This is a genomic window from Psychrobacter fozii (assembly GCF_003217155.1).
Lineage (GTDB): Bacteria > Pseudomonadota > Gammaproteobacteria > Pseudomonadales > Moraxellaceae > Psychrobacter > Psychrobacter fozii.
On the sequence record NZ_QJSU01000003.1, the window covers coordinates 242,681 to 264,372 of the forward strand.

18 protein-coding genes are annotated in these 21,692 nt (G+C 42.5%); 12 read left to right on the forward strand and 6 right to left on the reverse strand.

Annotated elements, in window-relative coordinates; all coding sequences use genetic code 11:
* Positions 1-53: 53 nt before the first annotated feature.
* Both DFP82_RS05600 and carA read right to left on the reverse strand, forming a co-directional pair.
* Positions 54-695 carry a hypothetical protein gene (locus tag DFP82_RS05600; RefSeq protein WP_110922746.1) on the reverse strand — a complete coding sequence of 214 codons (642 nt, stop codon included), beginning with the start codon at positions 693-695 and terminating at the stop codon, positions 54-56.
* The gene (gene carA / locus DFP82_RS05605) at positions 695-1,927 is read right to left on the reverse strand and encodes a glutamine-hydrolyzing carbamoyl-phosphate synthase small subunit (RefSeq protein ID WP_110922747.1); all 1,233 of its coding nucleotides are present in this window, start codon (positions 1,925-1,927) and stop codon (positions 695-697) included. The genes DFP82_RS05600 and carA overlap by 1 nt, the downstream gene beginning before the upstream one ends.
* 650 nt (positions 1,928-2,577) lie before the next feature.
* Between carA and DFP82_RS05610 the strand changes: the two genes are divergently transcribed.
* On the forward strand, positions 2,578-3,114 hold the full coding sequence (locus DFP82_RS05610; RefSeq protein ID WP_110922748.1) for a gamma carbonic anhydrase family protein: 537 nt from the start codon (positions 2,578-2,580) through the stop codon (positions 3,112-3,114).
* Between the two features lie 118 nt (positions 3,115-3,232).
* Here the strand turns inward: DFP82_RS05610 and DFP82_RS05615 are convergent, their stop codons facing one another.
* The gene (locus DFP82_RS05615; protein ID WP_110922749.1) at positions 3,233-3,682 is read right to left on the reverse strand and encodes a hypothetical protein; all 450 of its coding nucleotides are present in this window, start codon (positions 3,680-3,682) and stop codon (positions 3,233-3,235) included.
* A 236-nt stretch (positions 3,683-3,918) separates the two neighbouring features.
* On the opposite strand from DFP82_RS05615, the gene DFP82_RS05620 reads away from it, so the two are divergent.
* The 3 genes from DFP82_RS05620 to ppnP all read left to right on the forward strand — a co-directional run bounded on the left by DFP82_RS05620 (position 3,919) and on the right by ppnP (position 6,179).
* Complete coding sequence (locus DFP82_RS05620) at positions 3,919-4,620, forward strand: HAD family hydrolase (protein WP_110922750.1); 702 nt, start codon at positions 3,919-3,921, stop codon at positions 4,618-4,620.
* A gap of 117 nt (positions 4,621-4,737) precedes the next feature.
* A protein-coding gene (prfB, locus tag DFP82_RS05625; protein ID WP_110922751.1) for a peptide chain release factor 2 occupies positions 4,738-5,833 on the forward strand; the annotation gives its coding sequence in 2 pieces (ribosomal slippage) (positions 4,738-4,809 and positions 4,811-5,833; 1,095 coding nt in all).
* 61 nt (positions 5,834-5,894) lie between these two features.
* Complete coding sequence (gene ppnP, locus DFP82_RS05630) at positions 5,895-6,179, forward strand: pyrimidine/purine nucleoside phosphorylase (protein ID WP_110922752.1); 285 nt, start codon at positions 5,895-5,897, stop codon at positions 6,177-6,179.
* Between the two features lie 111 nt (positions 6,180-6,290).
* Here ppnP and DFP82_RS05635 read toward each other — a convergent pair whose 3' ends face one another.
* Positions 6,291-6,743 (reverse strand): GNAT family N-acetyltransferase, encoded by a 453-nt coding sequence (locus DFP82_RS05635; RefSeq protein WP_110922753.1) that lies wholly within the window; start codon positions 6,741-6,743, stop codon positions 6,291-6,293.
* A 280-nt stretch (positions 6,744-7,023) separates the two neighbouring features.
* Positions 7,024-7,476, reverse strand: a complete 453-nt coding sequence (locus DFP82_RS05640; RefSeq protein ID WP_110922754.1) for a GNAT family N-acetyltransferase — start codon at positions 7,474-7,476, stop codon at positions 7,024-7,026.
* A 179-nt stretch (positions 7,477-7,655) separates the two neighbouring features.
* On the opposite strand from DFP82_RS05640, the gene DFP82_RS05645 reads away from it, so the two are divergent.
* The 8 genes from DFP82_RS05645 to DFP82_RS05680 all read left to right on the forward strand — a co-directional run bounded on the left by DFP82_RS05645 (position 7,656) and on the right by DFP82_RS05680 (position 20,952).
* The gene (locus DFP82_RS05645) at positions 7,656-8,774 is read left to right on the forward strand and encodes a DNA topoisomerase IB (RefSeq protein ID WP_110922755.1); all 1,119 of its coding nucleotides are present in this window, start codon (positions 7,656-7,658) and stop codon (positions 8,772-8,774) included.
* A 288-nt stretch (positions 8,775-9,062) separates the two neighbouring features.
* Complete coding sequence (locus tag DFP82_RS05650; protein ID WP_110922756.1) at positions 9,063-10,766, forward strand: AMP-binding protein; 1,704 nt, start codon at positions 9,063-9,065, stop codon at positions 10,764-10,766.
* A 125-nt stretch (positions 10,767-10,891) separates the two neighbouring features.
* On the forward strand, positions 10,892-11,683 hold the full coding sequence (locus tag DFP82_RS05655) for an SDR family NAD(P)-dependent oxidoreductase (RefSeq protein WP_110922757.1): 792 nt from the start codon (positions 10,892-10,894) through the stop codon (positions 11,681-11,683).
* A gap of 128 nt (positions 11,684-11,811) precedes the next feature.
* On the forward strand, positions 11,812-12,393 hold the full coding sequence (locus tag DFP82_RS05660) for a L,D-transpeptidase family protein (RefSeq protein WP_110922758.1): 582 nt from the start codon (positions 11,812-11,814) through the stop codon (positions 12,391-12,393).
* Between the two features lie 568 nt (positions 12,394-12,961).
* Positions 12,962-15,559, forward strand: coding sequence for an ATP-dependent chaperone ClpB (gene clpB / locus DFP82_RS05665; RefSeq protein WP_110922759.1), 2,598 nt, complete (start codon positions 12,962-12,964; stop codon positions 15,557-15,559).
* Between the two features lie 288 nt (positions 15,560-15,847).
* Complete coding sequence (locus tag DFP82_RS05670) at positions 15,848-17,101, forward strand: PQQ-dependent sugar dehydrogenase (protein WP_110922760.1); 1,254 nt, start codon at positions 15,848-15,850, stop codon at positions 17,099-17,101.
* A gap of 178 nt (positions 17,102-17,279) precedes the next feature.
* A complete protein-coding gene (locus DFP82_RS05675; protein WP_110922761.1) occupies positions 17,280-18,923 on the forward strand; it encodes a BCCT family transporter in 1,644 nt (547 codons plus the stop codon).
* Positions 18,924-19,296: 373 nt separating this feature from the next.
* Positions 19,297-20,952, forward strand: a complete 1,656-nt coding sequence (locus DFP82_RS05680; protein ID WP_110922762.1) for a BCCT family transporter — start codon at positions 19,297-19,299, stop codon at positions 20,950-20,952.
* A gap of 216 nt (positions 20,953-21,168) precedes the next feature.
* Here the strand turns inward: DFP82_RS05680 and DFP82_RS05685 are convergent, their stop codons facing one another.
* Complete coding sequence (locus DFP82_RS05685; RefSeq protein WP_110922763.1) at positions 21,169-21,510, reverse strand: hypothetical protein; 342 nt, start codon at positions 21,508-21,510, stop codon at positions 21,169-21,171.
* Positions 21,511-21,692 lie beyond the last annotated feature (182 nt).

A 21,692-nucleotide genomic window follows, 5' to 3' on the forward strand; every position in this document is an offset into this window, starting at 1 on the left:
TTAGGTATTTAGAATCCATTAGAGATATTACATACTCGATCTTTTTAAGTGATTTAGTTTCCCTTGCACTCATCTGTTGAAGCTTTCATTATTGCAGCAGAATATAAGACAGAGAGACTGAAGGAATTAACCAGTTGATTATTTTTATCAAGTGTTGGCAGACCTAGGAATGGTAATAATTTCGAAAAACGTGGATCTAAAATTACACTTTGCAATTTTAAACTTTCTTCATCAGTCATTGTATTTAAGGCAGAAGAAGCTGGAAGATCATCAATGTTAAAATCAACAACATCTGGGTAGTTGACAATTTTACTATTAACTCGTGCTAAAAAATCTAAATTTTCCAACCATAGATCAGTAGCTTCTTCTGGATGCTTATTTACATACTCTAGCAAGATTTCATAAAGATTTCGCTTGTAATTAAAGTCAGCCTTATTGACGGCACATTCAATCTCAGACTTGTTAAGACTATTGTCAATAGTAAAGATAGTACTCTCTAAAAACTCTTTGTCTTGGAAATCGGAGTAAATTAAATCAGCTTTTAAAGCTTTCTCTGTCAAAACTTGCGCTTTTTGTTCTGGTGTTTTAATTAAACTGGGTGCAGTCGAAAAGTTTTCATTTTGGCTGGCAGCAAGCGTAGAGGTGCATGCTACGCTTGCTGCAATTAAAAAAGCATTTTTGATTGATTTATACATTAAGCCTTAGCCTTCGCCATCATCTCTGCAAACTTATCAAACAATGGCGCGCAGTCATGTGGACCAGGGCTGGCTTCTGGGTGACCTTGGAAGCTAAATACTGGCTTGTTGGTCAGCTCGATACCTTGGTTAGTACCATCGAATAATGAGCGATGGGTAGATTTCACGTTATCAGGTAGCGTGTCTTCATCAACCGCAAAACCATGGTTCTGACTGGTAATCATAACTGTGCCAGCTGCCACATCTTGTACTGGATGGTTAGCACCATGATGGCCAGTTTTCATTTTGATGGTGTTTGCACCGCTAGCAAGACCGACCAACTGATGGCCTAAACAGATACCAAAGGTTGGAATACTGGTCTGCTCGATAATGTGACGCACGCTGTCAATAGCGTAGCCACAAGCGGCAGGGTCACCAGGACCATTCGATAAGAAGATACCGTCTGGATTCATCGCTAGCACGTCAGCGATAGGCGTTTGTGCTGGTACGACCGTTACATGGCAGCCGCGATCGACGAGCATACGCAAGATGTTGGTCTTGGTACCAAAGTCATAGGCCACTACATTAAATTTGTGCTCAACGTGCGTGCCTAACTGCTTAAAGAAACCGCCTGTACCGCTATCATGACTACCAATGGCATCACGGTTAAGTAGGGTATCTGATAAATCCCACGTACCTGCTGTCCATTCGAACGTCTCTTTAGTACAGCATTCTTTTGCCAGATCCATGCCTTCAATACCAGCGAACTCTTGCGCCAATTTGATGGCTTGTTGCTCGTCATCACTGCTAATGGTCTCGCCATTAGAGGCTGTCATGATACAACCGTTTTGAGCGCCTTTATCACGTAGTAGACGAGTCAATTGACGGGTATCAATCTCAGCGATTGCGACGGTATCATGGTTTTGTAAGTAGTCACTCAATGATTCCGAGTTACGGAAGTTTGAAGTAACCATAGTGGCATCACGAATGATGAGACCATCTGCCCATACTTGATGACCATTACCAGACTCAGTGTCCTCGCTATTGGTACCAGTATTACCGATGTGCGGATAGGTTAGGGTCACTAGCTGACGAGCATAGCTGGGGTCAGTTAGGATTTCTTGATACCCTGTCATGGCTGTATTAAACACCACCTCACCGACACGATGACCGAGACTGCCGATACTCACACCGCGAAAAATCGTACCGTCTGCTAATGCCAAAATTGCTTGTATTTCTGCCGATGAATTCAAGGTTTGCCTCCGCTGTTATTGGTGAGTGCCGTAATTTCTCATGATTAAATTTTGGATTGAACGCAGCTTTTTATATCTTGATAATCACTGTTAATTAAGAATAAAAAACAACTAAACCCAAAATTTTTCCACAAAAAAGCGAGAAGACATTATTGATGGAAACTACAAAACCCACTAGATAGTGAATAGGTAACTTGCATCATGTCCGCTCGCTTAGGCACAGATTTTGCGCATTATATACAATATACACGCAGATAGCCAGTCGATTTTCTAACTTAACGGACACGGATTCCTCGTCTACCGTAAATATACAATATACTATCTGTTAAATAATTGTTTATAAAAGATTTCTGAAAAAACAATATGTGAAAAACAGCAAACTAATTGCGACGAGTGATTTTTCTATTCTTACGGCCTAAAAGATAATTTGTTCTAAGTGATAATTTGTTCTAAATCAGTAGCTACGACGGTCATAATAGCCTAAGTAGAACTAGATACTTCTTACGGTGACTGGTACAACCATGATACTAGGGTGAATAGCACTAGATTTTGATAGAAGGCTTTGCCACAATAGAGGGCATTATTGACTGATATAGAATGACAGCCGTCTATTATTATGTTGGTATAAAAAACAATAACAAGGAGTGGTTATGATTTATCAATATTTAGACAAAGTGCCTAAGTTCGCTGTGCCTTTTAATGGCTGGGTAGCAGATTCTGCGCAAGTCATCGGCGATGTGTATTTGGGACATCAAGCCAATATTTGGTTTGGTGCGGTGCTCCGCGGTGACAATGAACTGATTCATATCGGTGACTATAGCAACGTGCAAGAAAACAGTGTGATTCATACTGATGCAGGTATTGAGGTAAAAATTGGCAATTATGTCACCATTGGGCATTTAGCGATGCTGCATGGCTGCGAAGTCGGTGATAACAGTTTGATTGGTATCGGTGCAGTGGTATTAAATAATGCCAAAATTGGCAAAAACTGTATCATCGGTGCCAAAGCATTGGTCACGGAAGGCAAGGTTATTCCGGACAACTCATTGGTGATGGGCGCGCCAGCAAAAGTGGTGAAAACATTAACAGATGAGCAAGCTTCGATGCTGAAATTGTCAGCGATGCATTATGCGGAACGTTGTCAGAAGTTTAAAACAGGCTTAAAAGAAATCGCAATGCCTGATTAATTAGTACGGGGCGAAGGATCAGTTCAGTACAGTGGAAGCGATCAGTAGTGAATAAAAATAAAAGGATGGTAGTCTATTGTTCCATCCTTTTTATATTCTTATAATATGTTGCCAGTGGTTATACCATGAGCATCATAACCAGCCAAATAACGGCAAAGATGATAATACCTATAATGAGTCCACGAAAAATATCATGACTGATAGAGGTGTCATCGAGATAAGGATTATGGTTAGCAGTTTCGTCGATATGTAATGCGTTGACGCTCTCAGCACCTGCGTTTTTACCAACGATGAGTCCTATCAATACGCCAAGTACGACCATGAAAGGGGTGAATAGCCAAAAAATTTCACCATTACCAAGACCAGCTATTGAGCGAATGACAACAATGGCAAGGTCGATAAGTAATCCACCAAAGCCATACATCAAGCCATTCAAGAGCGCATAGAACACACGGTCTAAAGGTGATTGATAAGCATCACCCAATCGACGTTGTCTGATTTCTCTGATAGAGCGAGCTGGACGGTGCGGTCTATTAGGTAAGCTGGTTTTGTTATCATATGCTTTCATAAGGTTCTCTGGGTTGCTTATTAAGTCCTCTAGACCCGTTATAAAATGGGCTAAAGAAATAATTTACCATAATTATGTCTAGCAAACAGTAGTGTTCTAGCAAATTTACTGAGTAAACATTATATCCATAAAACCGACTATATTGAAGGCTTCAGAGCAAATATGGTCGATATAACCCTTAATGACCATTAATCCTACTCACCCTCAAATTTTTCAAAAAATAATAAGGCTTCGCTATGCAAGCATCTCACACCCAAAACACTCAAAAAGAACTGGCACTATTTGATTTAGATCATACTTTACTCGATGTCGACAGCGACTATCTGTGGGGTGAATATATCGTTAATAATGGTCTGGTCGATGAGGCGCAATATCGCACAGCCAATCAAGAATTTTATGAGCAATATATAGCAGGCACGCTCGATGCCACCGAGTACAATGAATTTGTCGCCCTGTTTTTGACCACGTTACCCTTGGCGCGTTTGCATGAGTTGCGTGAAGATTATATCAAACGCGAAATCGAACCGCATATTCGTCCAAAAGCGATGGAAGTGTTGTGTCAACATATTGAGAAGGGCCACGACGTGGTGATTATCTCTGCCACCAATGATTTTGTGGTGTCTGCCATTGCCAAACGTTTCGGTATAGAAGCCGCCAATGTGTTATCGACACCGCTTGAGATAAAAGATGAGCGTTATACGGGTAAGTTAGCGGACAAGCCCAATTTTAAAGAAGGTAAGATATATCATCTAGATAAATGGGTGAATAAGCAGCAGTTGGCTGGGGTTACCTTTGAAAAAACGTATGCGTATTCAGACTCTAAAAACGATATTCCGTTGCTTGAGTGGGCAGATGTGGCAATTTGTGTGTCGCCGGACGATGCACTGCATGCGCACGCTTTAGCACATCACTGGGCAGTAGAGGATTGGTCGATTTAGGTTATTTAGCGCTACTTAATATATAGGCGGTACTAATTAGCTAACTATTTAACATCAATCTCATCTAAAATAGCGCCACATTCGTTATTTATTTTTATTAGAAAAACAGGAACATTTATGGAAATCAATCCGTATCAAGAACAAATTAAAGATTTATCTGAGCGTGGGCAGGATTTGCGGAGGTATCTTTGACTTCGATGGTAAGCAAGAGCGCTTAGAAGAAGTCAATTTAGAGTTAGAAAACCCCGAGCTATGGAACGATCCAGAGCGAGCGACTAAGATTAATAAAGAAAAAAGCCATCTTGATGGTGTCATCGATGTGGTGGTGTCGCTTGAAACCACATTAGAAGATGCGTCTGCCATGCTAGAGCTGGCGGTAGAAGAAGACGATGAATCACTGCTCGCTGATGTGCAGACCGAGCTGGATAATGCTGAAAAACGTGTGGCTGATTTAGAATTCCGCCGTATGTTCAGTGGTGAGATGGATCCAAACAATTGCTATTTGGATATTCAATCAGGTAGTGGTGGTACCGAGGCGCAAGATTGGGCAGAGATGCTATTGCGCATGTATACGCGCTGGGCAGAAGCACATAACTTTAAAGTTGATGTGATTGAAGTGTCTTCGGGTAGTGTGGCTGGTATTAAGTCGGCAACGATTGAGATTAAAGGTGATTATGCCTTTGGTTGGTTGCGTACCGAAATTGGTGTCCACCGTCTAGTACGTAAGTCACCATTTGATAGTAATAATGGTCGTCATACCTCGTTTGCTGCGGTGTTTGTCTCACCTGAAATCGATGACAATGTCGAGATTGATATCAATCCAGCGGACTTGCGTATCGATACCTATCGCTCATCTGGCGCGGGTGGTCAGCATGTGAACACGACAGATTCTGCGGTACGTATTACCCATGAGCCAAGTGGCGTGGTCGTTACTTGTCAGAACGAGCGTAGTCAACATGGTAACAAAGCCACCGCCATGAAAATGCTACGTGCTAAGCTGTATGAGCTAGAAATGCAAAAGCGCATGGAATCACAGCAAGCAGTCGAAGATGGTAAGTCTGACGTTGGCTGGGGCAGTCAAATTCGCTCGTACGTACTTGATGACTCACGTATCAAAGACTTGCGTACCGGTGTTGAAACCTTTAACACTGGTGCTGTGCTAGATGGTGACCTCGATCAGTTCATTGAAGCGAGTCTAAAAGCAGGACTGTAAAAGGCCGTTTTAAATAAGCAGCCGTTTTAAAATAGTAACTAATATTTAATTAAGGAAAATTATGCCAAGCGTTAATAATTATTTTGATGATAAAGTGACTTCTATCGCCTTTCAGACAGCGACTAAGTCTGCTACTGTCGGTGTCATGGAAATTGGTGAGTATGAGTTTGGTACTAGCGAATTTGAAACCATGAGCGTGGTGAGCGGCGCGTTGACCGTTAAACTGCCAGAAGCTAACGAGTGGCAGACTTTTAACGCTGGCGAGCAATTTACGGTTGAAGCCAATCAGAAGTTTCAAGTAAAAGTGGCCGTAGAAACAGCATATCTATGCGTTTACGGTAAATAATGTCTAAGCTGCTTTAACCTAACGTTGTATTGATAAGAAAACGCCAAGTGTTTAACACTTGGCGTTTTTTATTTGCTCATTCATTATAAACTATAAGACAGGTAGTACAAATCATAGGTTTTTACGATACTGCACCATGTCCGTTAAGCTTGCGACATTGTCATACAGTTGGCGTGCATCAGCATTACTTTCTTGTGTTTTCCAATAGACGTGGTTGCAGCTTTTTTGAGTAGCAAAGTCAGACACATATTCAATCAAGGTACGTCCGACACCTTGCCCGCGAATAGATTCACTAACATACAAATCTTGCAGGTAGCAACATCCATTACTGGTCCAAGTACTGGGGTGCAGCACCACATGAGTGATGCCTACCAATGTACCATCCTGCCATGCGCCAAATCCGTAAATAGCTATATTGCTATCTAGCAAGTTGCGCCATGTTGTGTCAGTCGTGCTCATGGGTAAACTGGTCTCGTAAAATGTCAGATAGTTTTGCCACAAGTGTAACCAACTATCGTAGTCAGTATTAGATAATGGAGTTATTTTTATAGAAGAGTTTTTCATGATTTTTTACTCAGCTTTATTAATGAACAGGTGCTTAAGTATGACTCAATAAATCATAATTGATAACCCTTCTATGCTGCAGATTTTACACAGGATTACACTTTGCCCGTGGCAAGTAAACAGTAAAAATAGCCGTCATTAATTATGCTAAAACAGCATACTTATATGTATACGGTAAATAAAATTTTTAGAAAGCGTATTTAGTATAAGGTTGTTTTTAGACAATCAACACCAAGTGTTTAATAACACTTGGTGTTTTTTATTTCTGAACTATAGAAAACTATAAGTTTTTACGATACTGCACCATATCTGTTTGAGTGGCAATGGTGTCGTATAGAGTGCGTGCCGTTGTGTTACCTTCTTGCGTCGTCCAATACACACGGTTGCATTTCTTCTGGCGTGCAAAGTCATACACATATTCAATCAAGGCTCGCCCGACACCTTGTCCGCGAACAGATTCACTAACATACAAATCTTCTAAATAACAACATTCCGTGGTATTCCATGTATTGGGGTGCAGCACCACATGAGTGATACCTACCAATGTACCATCCTGCCATGCGCCAAATCCATAAATAGCTACATTGCTATCTAGCAAGTTGCGCCATGTTGTGTCAGTTGTGCTCATGGGCAAGCTGGTCTCATAAAATGTCAGATAGCTTTGCCACAATGCTAACCAAAAGTCGTAATCTGCATTAGATAATGGAGTGATTTTTATAGAATGGTTTTTCATTGTGTTTTATTCAACTTAAGTTTTGATAGTCATTAAATTATGCCCTAAAATTCAATAATTGAGAACCCTGCCATCCGCTTAGTTTTACACAGCATTACACTTTGTCTGTGTCAAATAAACAGCAAAAACTACCGTCATTAATTATGCTAAAACGACTATTTTATAAGACGGATATTTTTATGACCAAGGTAAATCATCAGGCAGATACAGCAGTAGATGTGCGCCATAACTATGAACATCTGGCTCGTTTGGCGAATTTGCGCTACGTGAGTGATGATGAGCCTGGTTATGAGCGTAGACGCTGGGGTCGCGGTTTTACTTATAAGGATGCTATTGGTAACACGGTCAAAGACAAGGCTTTGCGCAAGCGTTTTGATGCTTTGGTGATACCACCGATGTGGTCGAACGTTTGGATATGCCAAGATGAAACAGGGCATCTGCAATCGACAGGCCGTGATGACAAAGCGCGCAAGCAATATTTGTATCATCCAGAGTGGGATCGCGTACGTGACCGAGCGAAATTTGATGCGATGATTGGCTTTGCAGAGGCGCTACCAAATCTACGTGTTCAGGTTGAGTTGGATTTGGATGCGAAACCCTTGTCACGAGTTAATGTACTCGCTGCGGTGGTTAAACTGTTAGAGACTACCTTAATTCGTATTGGCAATAGCCGTTATGCCAAGTTGAATAAAAGCTATGGTTTAAGCACGCTACGTAGTAAGCATGTGAATGAAACGGATAATGGACTGGCGTTTGATTTTGTCGGAAAAAGTGCAAAAGAGCATCATATTGAGCTGCAAGACGAGCGTTTGATTGACATTGTACAAGCGTGTTCTGAATTACCTGGCTATCAGATATTTAAATACTTAGACGACAACGGGCACAAACAAATCGTCGACAGCGCCGATATTAATGATTATATACGCACCCATACTGGCTGTGGTGATGGCACTGGCAATATGTATAGTGCCAAGGATTTCCGGACTTGGATGGCGAGTGTCCTCGCAGCCAGTCATTTATATGATGAGCTACAAACAGAACATGGAAAAACAATATTAGCCACTGAGCCTAAAAGCGCTGAGCGCCAACAACTGGTCGTTGATATGGTCAAAAGCGTGGCAGCAGAGTTGGGCAATACCCCGACAGTATGCCGTGCTTCCTATATTCATCCTATTGTGATTGAGCATTTTTTAGCAGGTCAGTTTTTTGAGCCGTATAAAAATGCCTATCGTGGACGTAACAAAAAACATCAGAGCAGTGAAGAAAAGGCGCTACTGGGTTTTTTAAGCATACGATAGTAGGCTCACTATAAAACCGTTAAGACGTTCATCTTGCTAGCCATACTAAACATCATTTAGGATGGCACTCCTTGTATCGAAGTAATGGCATATTAGCTATAGAATGAATTTATATTTCTATAAAAATTAGTTTTTACTATGAAAATGATACGTTATGTATTGAAATAAACATAAAAATGCGTTACTAATAGGACATGATAAATACGAAGATATGAAACGGTCTATAGGATGTGACCGTTTTACAATCACAATTTTACCAGTTATCTGTTATTGCTAAAGGATTAGCTTATGAACACGGCCTTTCAAACTGCTACGATCGTTGATGTAGATGCCACCATCACCTCAAAAAACTATACCGATTATTATAATAACTTCGACATGAAAGCGCTGCTGTCAGAGATCTTTGGCACGCAGGTAGACGATCGGTTGAATGCTTATATGGCATGCTGTGGTCGTCATGTACGTGACGGTCGCGGTGATAACATTGCGCTAGTACATGAAGACACGTCTGGCAATGTGACTCGTATGAGCTTTGCTGAGCTAGACGCGGCGAGTGCACAAGCCGCTAACTTACTACTGTCTTATGGCGTACAAGTCGGTGACCAAGTCGCGACCATGCTACCACGTACACCTGAGTTACTCACCGTTGTACTAGCAACTTGGCGGATTGGCGCAGTTTATCAGCCGCTATTTACCGCTTTTGGTTATGATTCAATTAAGTATCGGATGGACAAAGCTGACACCAAAGTCGTTTTTACCAATCAAGAGAATCGTGGCAAATTTGAAGATTTGGCCGAGCAAACCAAAATGGTCATGGTAGGTAGCGTCGTGGATGCTCAGACTTGGGGTGATGATCACTATGCCCAGTCAATGGCAGTGCACTCACAAACTCTAGCACCTGTATCGCTTGATACTGATGCACCATTTTTGCAAATGTTTACCTCAGGTACCGTAGGTAAATCAAAAGGCGTGAGTGTACCACTAGGCGCATTATCGGCTTTCTATCTCTATATGCGCTATGCGATTGATTTGCGCGACGATGATCACTATTGGAATATGGCCGATCCTGGTTGGGCATATGGATTGTACTATGCAATCACAGGGCCTTTATTGTTAGGTGTCACGACTTATTTCAATGAAGTGGGCTTTGATGCTACTCATACCCGCGACTTTATGGTGCGTCATCAGATTACCAATTTAGCGTCTTCACCGACTGCCTTTCGTATGATGAAATCTAGCGGTGTGTTTGACAGCTTACATAATGATACCAACGCGAAACTATCTCTACGCTGTGCGAATTCAGCAGGAGAGACGCTCAATACCGAAGTCGTCAGCTGGCTAGAAACCTATCTGGGCTGCCAAGTCAAAGACCAATATGGGCAAACAGAAACTGGCATGACTTGCTGTGCACATCACGCACTGGCGCATGAATGTCCAGTTGGCTCGATGGGTATGGCGCTACCAGGTCATAGGCTAGTCGTACTAGATGATGATATGAATGTATTACCGGATGGTGAACAAGGGCAGCTAGCAGTTGTGGTCAGCCAATCCCCTGCATTTTATTTCCGTGGCTATAGCTGGAATGAAAAACAAGCCTTTATAGATGATTACTATCTGACGGGCGATGTGGTCGAGCGCCACAGTGATGGCAGTTATTGGTTCTCAGGGCGTGATGATGACATCATTATCACCGCAGGCTATCGGGTAGGGCCAACCGATGTCGAAAATACGGTGCTCGAGCACGACGCAGTTGCAGAATCAGCAGCGGTAGGCGTGCCAGACGAAGTACGTGGCCATACCATCAAGTCTTATGTGGTGCTAAAAGACGGCATCGAAGGCAGTGAGCAAATTGCCAAAGAAATCCAAGAGCTCGTACGCAAGCGTCTATCCACTCATGCGTATCCGCGCGAGGTAGAGTTTGTGGCGGAATTACCGAAAACGCCAAGTGGCAAAATTCAGCGCTTTTTACTACGTAGCTTGTCATTGGCTTAGCTGTAACTATGTTCATGATAGCTTTTGACGACTGAATTGAAGATTAAATATCAATGCGTCAATTCATCAATAATTCAATAAAGTTAAGAAAATATGCAATAGAAATACTAATTAAAGGAATAATTATGCAAATTGAAAAACACAGCTTTTTGGTGACGGGTGGTGCATCAGGTCTAGGCGAGTCAGTGGCTCGTGCTATCGTAGAGCAAGGCGGCAATGTCGTCATCGCTGACCTCAACCAATCAGCTGGGCAATCTCTAGTTGCAGAGTTGGGCGGTAATGCACGCTTTGTACGTTGTGATGTCACCAGTGGCGATGAGGTGCAAGCGGCTGTGGATATAGCTGAAAAAGAATTTGGCGGCTTACAAGGTTCTATAAACTGTGCAGGTATCGCTGTCGTACAAAAATTACTTGATCGTGAAAATAATCCGGCAGATCTAGAATCTTTCAGCCGTGGTGTTAATATCAATCTAGTCGGTTCATTTAACGTGGCACGCTTGGTTGCTGCCAGTATTGCTAAACGCGTGGCTAATGATAGCAATGCAGATAACAGTACAGGCAGTAATACAGACCAAGGCATTATTATCAATACCGCATCTATCGCTGCTTTCGATGGCCAAGTAGGGCAAGCCAGTTATTCATCATCTAAAGCGGGCGTGGTCGGTCTGACTTTACCGTTAGCGCGTGAGTTGGCTCGTCATGGTATTCGCGTGATGACTATCGCACCTGGTGTATTTGCCACACCGATGATGGATACTATTCCTGAAAAAGCTCGTGAGCAGCTAGAGGCAGGTGTTCCTTATCCTAAGCGTTTGGGTGCGCCAAATGAGTTTGCTAAATTGGCTGTCCATATCATTGATAATGCCTATCTAAATGGAGAAGTCATTCGCTTAGATGGCGCGATTCGTATGGTGTAGTTATCTGTTTTGAATGAATGACTGAGTATTTGCCATTTTCCATATTATTTACACATTAGCAAGCGCCATGCTTTGATACATTATTATTAACTGTATTTAACGTTATTAATATCATAAAGGGTCAACTCATGGCATTCTTGCGTAATCGTACTCATCATTTATTACTTATCTTGGTTGGTCTTGGAGTGGTTACGGTTATCAGCAGCAGCGTTTTTAATTATATGACACGCGCGTCTGCGAGTAATAGTACCTTTGATAATCCAAATAACCAGCCTATCGCTGATGTGGTGATTGATAAGGTGTTCGTTGATAAATCCGAACGCCGTTTGCAATTATTGAGTGGCGATGACGTGATTCGTACGTATCACATTGCATTGGGCGATAGTCCTGTTGGACATAAACAGCAAGAGGGCGATCAGCGCACCCCAGTTGGCATCTATACATTAGATTATAAAAACGAGAACTCTATTGCCCATCGCTCTATCCATATCAGCTACCCCAATGCTGCCGATAAAGCCCGTGCCAAGCAACTGGGTGTCAGTCCAGGTGGAGATATTATGATTCATGGTCAGATGAATGGCTTTGGTCATTTGGCTGCTATCAATCAAAAATATGATTGGACCGATGGCTGTATCGCCGTTACCGATGACGAGATGGATGAAATTATGGCGGCAGTAACGCTTGGTATTCCTATTGAGATAGTAGAGTAGGGCTATCTATTGTGTTCTGATATAGCCAGTCATTTATAAACTAGAAATGGTATCAGGATTACCCAATCTACTGTCTGTATCGTTTTTACTTTTAATACCTTTATTCACTTCCACTCACTCTCCTTGTGTCTATATTGCTTTGAACCGACTAGCTATTCTTGAAACCACTACCCATCATTCATATTTAATCGCATACTAATCATGCTTTTGCATGGTTATACTGTGTCTACAGTCGATTAACTACTAAACCGCTACGGCGTTACCCTCCTTAAATGTACTACTTGTACAATCTGCAGTCGGCTGCCTTGTACCCATTTTAGAGTTCTGTGACTATATTTTTAGTTATTTCATAGTGCCATTTACTCCAAATACCTTTTAAATTTATCTTAAAGAAGTATTTAAATGATATTAATCAATAGGCAAAGCTAAATATCATTGCTTATAGTAAGGTTTTATTCGATAATTGGCTTGAAATAAGAACATATATACCTTATATATATGACAGATAACAGTAGTTGCTAGACTATAAAGCATCTGCTGTAAATACTAATTATAAAAGGATGGAAACATGAGATTTGAGAAATTTACCCAAAAACTGCAATCCGCTATTCAAGAGGCACAAAGCCTAGCCTTAGGTCGCGATCATACAGGTATCGATCCTGTGCATCTGCTTGCGGTATTGCTACAAGATGAGTCTAACTTGTCTATCTGCCAACAAGCAGGTGCTTCTATTCCTGCTCTAAAAAACGGCGTGGCAAAGGCACTCGACGGTCAAGCAACGATTTCGGATCCAACAGGTGATGTCAATCTAAATCCAAACTCGGTTAAGATTTTAAACTTGGCAGATCGTCAAGCGCAAAAAGAAGGCGATGATTTTATCGCGACGGAGTGGGTGATGTTAGCACTCGCTGAACAGGGCGAAACTAAAAAGATATTTGAAAGTGCTAGCGTGACGGCTAGCAAATTAAAAGTGGTTATCGAGCAGCTGCGCGGTGATGACACCGTCAATAATCAAAACGCAGAAGATCAGCGTGATGCACTCAATAAATATACGATCAATCTGACTGAACAAGCAGAGCTTGGCAAGCTGGATCCAGTGATTGGTCGTGACGAAGAGATTCGCCGTACCATTCAGGTGTTGTCACGTCGTACCAAAAATAACCCTGTGCTCATCGGTGAGCCGGGTGTCGGTAAGACGGCTATCGTCGAAGGATTAGCCCAAAAAATTATCAATGGTGATGTGCCAGAAGGTCTACGCCGTAAAGAAGTATTGTCATTAGACTTAGGCGCACTGATTGCAGGGGCAAAATTCCGCGGTGAGTTCGAAGAGCGACTCAAAAGCGTATTGAGCGATTTGGCCAAGCAAGAAGGTAACGTCATCTTATTCATCGATGAGCTGCATACCATGGTCGGCGCCGGTAAATCTGAAGGGGCGATGGATGCAGGTAATATGCTAAAACCTGCACTAGCTCGTGGTGAGCTACACTGCGTTGGTGCGACGACATTAGATGAGTATCGCAAGTATATTGAAAAAGATGCGGCACTTGAGCGTCGTTTCCAAAAAGTACTGGTCGATGAGCCAACGGTTGAAGATACCATTGCGATATTACGTGGCCTCAAAGAGCGCTATGAGCTGCATCATGGGGTCGATATCCAAGATAGCGCCATCATTGCTGCGGCACGCATGAGTCACCGTTACATCACGGATCGCAAGTTGCCAGACAAGGCGATTGACTTAATTGATGAAGCAGCCAGTCGCTTACGTATGGAGATGGACAGCAAGCCTGAAGCACTGGGTAAGCTCGACAGCCGTTTGATTCAGTTGAAAATGCAGCGTGAAGTACTTAAAAATGAAGAAGACGCTGGCGCGCAAGCAGAGCGTAAAGTACTGAATGCACAAATTGAAGAGCTTGAAAAAGAGTACGCTGATCTTAATGAAATTTGGCAAGCAGAAAAAGCACTGGTCAAAGGCAGTCAGCAGCTAAAAGACGAGCTAGATAAAGCCCGTATTGCGTATGACAAAGCCAGTCGTGAAGGTGACTATGAGACCATGAGCAAGCTGCAATACGAAACCATTCCGCAGCTAGAGCGCCGTATCACTGAGTCTGACTTGGCAGAACAAAAAGAGCAAACAGGCGAAGGTAGTGGTGTTAAATTACTACGTAACAAAGTCACAGACAACGAGATTGCGGAAGTGGTTGCGGCTGCCACAGGTATTCCAGTCAACAAAATGATGCAAGGCGAGCGTGAAAAAATGCTGGCAATGGAAGAAAAGCTCCATGAGCGCGTGATTGGTCAAGATGAAGCGGTCGAATCGGTAGCAAATGCGGTACGCCGTAGCCGAGCGGGCTTGTCTGATCCCAATCGTCCTTCTGGCTCGTTCTTATTCCTTGGGCCTACAGGGGTCGGTAAAACTGAGCTGACTAAATCATTAGCGAATTTCTTGTTTGATAGTGAAGATTCGATAGTACGTATCGACATGAGTGAGTACATGGAGAAACACAGTGTCAGTCGCTTGGTGGGTGCGCCTCCAGGTTATGTTGGCTACGAAGAAGGTGGTGCGTTGACTGAGGCTGTTCGCCGTAAGCCTTATAGTGTGATTTTGTTTGATGAAGTCGAAAAAGCACATCCTGATGTTTTTAACATATTATTGCAAGTATTGGACGATGGGCGTTTGACTGACTCGCAAGGTCGTGTCGTTGATTTTAAGAATACTGTGATTATTATGACCAGTAACTTGGGTTCGCATAAAATTCAAGAAATGGTCGGCGAAAGTTACGAGGATATCAAAGCTGAGGTGATGGATTCTGTCGGCCAACATTTCCGTCCAGAGTTCGTCAACCGTATCGATGAGATTGTGGTCTTCCATCCGCTTGGTATGTCACAAATGGCAGGAATTGCCGCCATCCAGCTAGATCGTTTGCGTCAACGCTTGCATGAGCGTGAGATGGATATCGAGCTATCAGCTGATGCGATGAACAAGTTGGTCGCGGTCGGTTATGATCCTGTGTATGGTGCACGCCCGCTCAAACGTGCCATTCAGCAAGAGATTGAAAATCCATTGTCATTGAAGCTATTAGCGGGTGATTTCGTTGCAGGAGATATCATTAAAGTCGATGTTGGCTCTGACGACAAGCTGAGCTTTAATAAACTTAGAATGAGCTAATATCTAAGCCAACAGGACTGTTTCTTAATAAAACCAACCCCTTACTTGCCTATATTTCATATGGGTAAGTAAGGGGTTTTTACGTTGTGGGCGAGTATTATTTTACCGTTTTCATGCTTTGATTATGCTATAAATAATCTATAGTCAAAGAACTCTAAAATGGGTACAAGGCAGCCGACTGCAGATTGTACAAGTCGTACATCTAAGGAGGGTAACGCCGTAGCGGTTTAGTAGTTCACCGACTATAAGCGCTCATAAGAGGAATGCAAAATACAAGGAGATGACAACATGGCGATAATCAATAAAAAATATTTAAGTGCGCCGTTAACTTTACCGATTATAGTAGCGACATTGTTGATCAGCACGTCGGCGTGTTCCAATCAGTCGGTAGTTAATACCAATGAAGATTTGGCAGAATACAAAGAAGCCAAAACCTCAGATGCTAGTTCGTCCATGAGCGCTGATAAACCAGAATTTGTCACTAAAATAATCACTACTTTTGATGAACCTTGGGCAATGATAGCGTTACCTAAAGTGGATAATTCACCACAAAAAATCTTGGTGACACAAAAGACAGGTGAATTATTCGTGGTCGATACCGAGACAGGTGCGAAGACACCAGTGACTGGTGTACCAAAAGTCGCTTACGGTGGTCAAGGTGGCTTGGGAGACATCATAGTGTCACCAGATTTCTCTAGTTCCAATAATCTCTATATCAGCTACGTTGAAGCAGGTGAGGGTGCAGATAGTAATAAATTCGGTGCGACAGTCATCAAAGCAACGCTCTCAGGACTAGAAACGACGACACCAAGTTTGCAAGCCATTACGCCAATCTGGGAGCAGTCGCCAAAAGTAAAAGGGCAAGGACATTACAGCCATCGTCTCTTGTTTTCACCTGATGGACAATATTTATACATCAGCTCAGGCGAGCGCCAAGAAAAAACCCCAGCTCAAGATATGAGTGTCAACTTGGGCAAGATAATACGCCTAAATCCTGATGGCAGCGCCCCAGCAGACAATCCATTTATCGATACTGGCAATGGTATAGCTAAGCAGTTTTGGACAGTAGGCCATCGTAATGTGCTTGGTATGGCATTTGATGACAGCGGTAAGTTATGGGCGCACGAGATGGGGCCAAGAGGCGGAGATGAGTTTAATCTGATTGAAAAAGGCAATAACTATGGTTGGCCGATCGTGTCTAACGGCCGTAATTATTCAGGTATTGATATCCCTGATCATGATACTCAGCCTGAGTTCGAAGCACCCAAAATCACATGGACACCAGTTATATCACCTTCATCGATGAGCCTCTATTCTGCGGGTACAGAGAATGATTTTCCAGCATGGCAAGGCAATGTGCTGATTAGTGGTTTGTCATCCAAAGCGCTCATTGTGGTGAGTATGAATGATGACAACACAGCTTCTGAACGTTATCGCTATGATATGGGGGAGCGTATTCGTAGTGTACTGGCGGTAGATGGTAACGTTTGGGTGTTAGAAGATGGTAATGATGGTCAATTACTCAGATTATTGCCTAAATAACATCATGCTAGCGTTCTAAGAAGGTAGTGTTGATTTCTTAGTTTATTCAATTATTTTAAATAAATTTATTAAATCTTTTAGATTAAATTAACTGTTTTATCAAGCTTTATTTTGTAAAAGATTGATAGTTAAGGCCTATTTTGTTAAGGTAATGTTCCTTGGATTTTGAGACTTGCACATGGAAGAAGTAAAAGTAGGCAGATTAGGACCTTTTCCACGGGTGAGTAAACCTGTGTTTATTACATCGTCACTGTTGATAATTGGATTCATTATTTTTGGTGCACTTTTCACTGAAACAGCAGGGGCCGTCTTTAGTTTTTTACAAAATTTCATTACTGATAAGTTTGGTTGGCTGTTTATTCTCTTAGTCAATGCGGCGCTCGCGCTTTGTATTTACTTGGCAATGAGTCGCTATGGCGACATTCGGCTAGGCAATCAAACGGAGCGACCACAGTACAATCTGTTCTCTTGGATTGGTATGTTGTTTTCTGCAGGTATTGGTATTGGCTTAGTTTATTGGGGTACAGCGGAGCCGTTGTATCACTTTATGGCACCACCAATGGGCGATGCCGAAACGGTAGCAGCTGCAAAGCAAGCGATGAACATCTCATTTATGCATTGGGGTCTACACGCTTGGGGTATCTATACGGTTGTGGCGCTGTCTTTAGCGTACTTCCATTTCCGTCGTGGGTTGCCGTTATCGATTCGATCAACTCTGTATCCTTTGCTCGGCAAAAGAATCTATGGCCGATGGGGGCATACGGTCGATATCTTGGCAGTGTTCGGTACGATGTTTGGCGTGGTTACCTCACTAGGTCTTGGCGTGATGCAGATCAATTCTGGACTAGAGAAGTTGTTTGGTACGCCTAATAGTCTTACGGTACAGTTTGGTTTGATTGCGTTTATTACAGCGCTTGCAGCCGCTTCTGTTATGATGGGCTTGGACAAAGGTATTAAGCGCCTTAGTGATATAAATATTGGATTCACAATCGTCTTATTGGCGTTTATGGTCATCTTAGGGCCGACGCTGTTTATCTTTGATAGCTTTATTGAAAACATCGGCAACTATCTGACCGTGATTGTACCACTAGGTACGTGGGGCGAGTCTTATAGCGGGACAGATTGGCAAAGTAGTTGGACGATATTTTATTGGGCATGGTGGGTTAGTTGGGCACCATTCGTTGGTATCTTTATTGCCCGTATCTCTCGCGGTCGTACTATCCGTGAATTTACGCTTGGGGTGTTGTTGATCCCAATGCTTATCTTGTTCTTCTGGTTTACGACTTTTGGTGGCGTTGCTGTTCATATGGAGCTTGCTTCTGCTGTGTCGGGTATCAGCCCAGGATTGGTTGAAGCAGTACAAGCGGATTCTGGTAGTGCCATCTTTAAGTTGGTTGAGTACTACCCATTGGCAAAACCGATTACGCTACTGATTGTGGTTATGATCATGCTATGGTTTGTGACCTCATCAGACTCGGCCAGTTTTGTTATCGATATGCTGACCGCTGGTGGTGATACCAATCCTCCAAAGATTCAGCGTTTGTTTTGGGCAACAACAGAAGGCGTTATCGCTGCTATATTGCTAGCGGCTGGTGGACTATCTGCCTTACAAGCGGCGGCTATCGTAGCCGGACTACCGTTTGCCTTAGTGATTTTTGTCATGATGTATGCGTTGTTACGAGGTTTGAGTCGTGATCGTCTGATTCTATATCGAGCTCAGCAAGGCTTTATTACTGATGAATCAGCAGACCATAATTCAGCGAATGAATTCGTTGATGAGCACTTGTTAAAAGGGCCACCTAAGATTGTAGATGGTGACTAATTATCAAAGATAACTAGGGCGTGTCCTCAATTCAATCGATAGTTATCTAAATGGGTTAAAAATGGCTAAATCTTGCCAAACGGCGTCAAATAGCTGACTAATATCTCGATATTATCTGCGCTATTTTCCTTGTTTGACTGCAATTTATCTCATTTTTATCACCATTTTTAAAATGAGGACACGCCCTAATAATTGTTGCAGAATTTATTGTTAATTAAGTTGCACTGATTAGTAGTGACGTTCGAAAAAACCCCTAAAATACGCAGGTATTTTGGGGTTTTTTATATTTTCAATTGTAATGAATATCTGCTTAGATTTGATAGTTTGCGCATATCTTGTTAAGGTAGCCACCCCAAAAAATTGAGATTACGACATGGATCATGTGAAAGTTGGTCGATTAGGCCCTTTTCCGCGGGTAAGTAAACCCGTGTTTTTAACTTCAGCGTTGTTAATTCTTGCGTTTATTATCTTCGGCACTCTCTTTAGTGAGCAAGCAGAGCTGGTCTTTGGTCATGCAAAAGCCTTTGTGTCTTTACGCTTTGGCTGGTTTTTTATTGTGGTTGTCAACTTAACATTGGTGATGAGCATCTATATGATATTTAGTCGCTATGGCGATATCAGGCTTGGTCATCAAAATGAAAAACCAGAATATAACCTATTATCTTGGATTGGCATGTTGTTTTCCGCTGGTATCGGTATTGGGCTGCTTTATTGGGGAACAGCTGAACCGTTGTACCATTTTATGGCACCGCCATTAGGAGAAGCTGAAACGGTCGCTGCCGCCAAACAAGCGATGAATATATCGTTTCTACATTATGGTTTACATGTGTGGGCGCTCTACGGTATGGTCGCTTTGTCATTGGCTTATTTCCACTACCGAGTGGGTTTGCCATTAGCCATCCGTTCGACACTATATCCTATATTGGGTAAAAAAATATATGGGGGCTGGGGCCATACGGTGGATACGCTAGCAGTGTTTGGCACGATGTTTGGTGTCGTGACGACACTCGGTTTAGGCGTGTTACAGATCAACTCAGGTCTTGAGACTTTATTTGGTATTCCTAATAACACGACCGTTCAGGTTATTCTCATTGCATTGATTACGGTGCTGGCAGGATTGTCACTGTTTATGGGACTAGATAAAGGTATCAAGCGTTTGAGTGATATCAATATCTTGTTCACCATTGTGCTACTGAGCTTTGTGATTATATTAGGCCCTACGCAGTTTATTTTTAATAGTTTTGTCGAAAATGTTGGTAACTATTTACATGAAATTGTACCCTTAGGGCTTTGGACTGAGTCTTATGAAGGTCAGGATAATTGGCAGTCTTCATGGACGATATTCTATTGGGCATGGTGGATCAGCTGGTCACCTTTTGTCGGGGTGTTTGTCGCTCGTATCTCTCGTGGTCGTACCATTCGTGAGTTTATATTAGGGGTGTTGTTGATTCCTATTACCATCTTGTTCCTATGGTTTACCGCTTTCGGTGGTTCAGCGGTGCATATGGAACTGATGGCAGCAGCCGATCCTAGTATGGTGAGTCCTGGTCTTGTCGAAGCGGTACAAGCAGATACAGGCAGTGCTATCTTCAAGCTGATGGAATCTTACCCATTAACCTCAGCCGTTAACTTACTCATTGTCGTGATGATTGTCTTGTGGTTTGTGACGTCGTCAGATTCAGCGAGTTTTGTGATTGATATGTTGACCTCTGGTGGCGATGCCAATCCACCAAAGATTCAGCGTCTGTTTTGGGCAGGTACAGAAGGTGTTATTGCGGCCGTACTGTTGACAGCAGGCGGATTGAGTGCCCTGCAAGCAGCCTCTATCGTTTCGGGTTTCCCTTTCGCTATCGTCATCGTTATTATGATGTATTCGTTACTACGAGGCTTGAGTCGAGATCGTCTGATACTATATCGTAATCAGCAATGGTTCGTCACCGAAGAGTCAGCAGAGCATAACTCAGCCAACGAGTTCCGTGATGAAGACTTGCTAACAGGTCCGCTTGATCTTGAAGACTCTAAAAATTAAATAATAAGTTAATCGAAAGTAATATTTAAAAGCCCCCACTTATGATTAAGTGGGGGCTTTTTATATCATTCAGCTATTTTTAATTTTAATCTAAATTATCTATAGTCGGTTCAATATAATTTGGATACAAGGCAACCGAGTGCAGGTGTATAAGTGATACTTTAAGCGAGGTTAACGCTGTCACTCTTTTATAGAGGATTGATTATATCTGCAAGGTTATGAGCATTGTCCTTTCACATAGCCTAATGCCGTCGTTGTACCGCATGCTGAGCATGAATTGCCCGCAGTACGATAATTAAATCCTGAATCAGTTTTCACTTTGACACAGACAGGATCGTATTGTGCGGTACACATCGTTTGCTCAGGATTATATGGTGGGCATTTGGTAAAAGGATTGTCGCTAGATATCGGTTGGTGATGCTCAGTGCTGTGAATAGGGTAGGTGGCTGTATCAGGCGTATCAATGCCTTGGATATTGCTACAGCCAGCTAACGCGATGGCTGCGGATAAGCCTAGCAATGACACGCATGATCGCCATGATTTGAGTAAGTGGTTCATAATAATATGTCCTTATAGAAGATAAAGTTCGATAAATCCCTTTTATCGATAGTCAGCTTCAACCATGTTATGAATCAAGTGGTTTCCATCCATAGTAGCCTATTTATGAGCAGTCATCTACTAAATCATGATGAACAAAAAACCCAAGCTTAATCATAAGCTTGGGTTTAATTTTTATTACT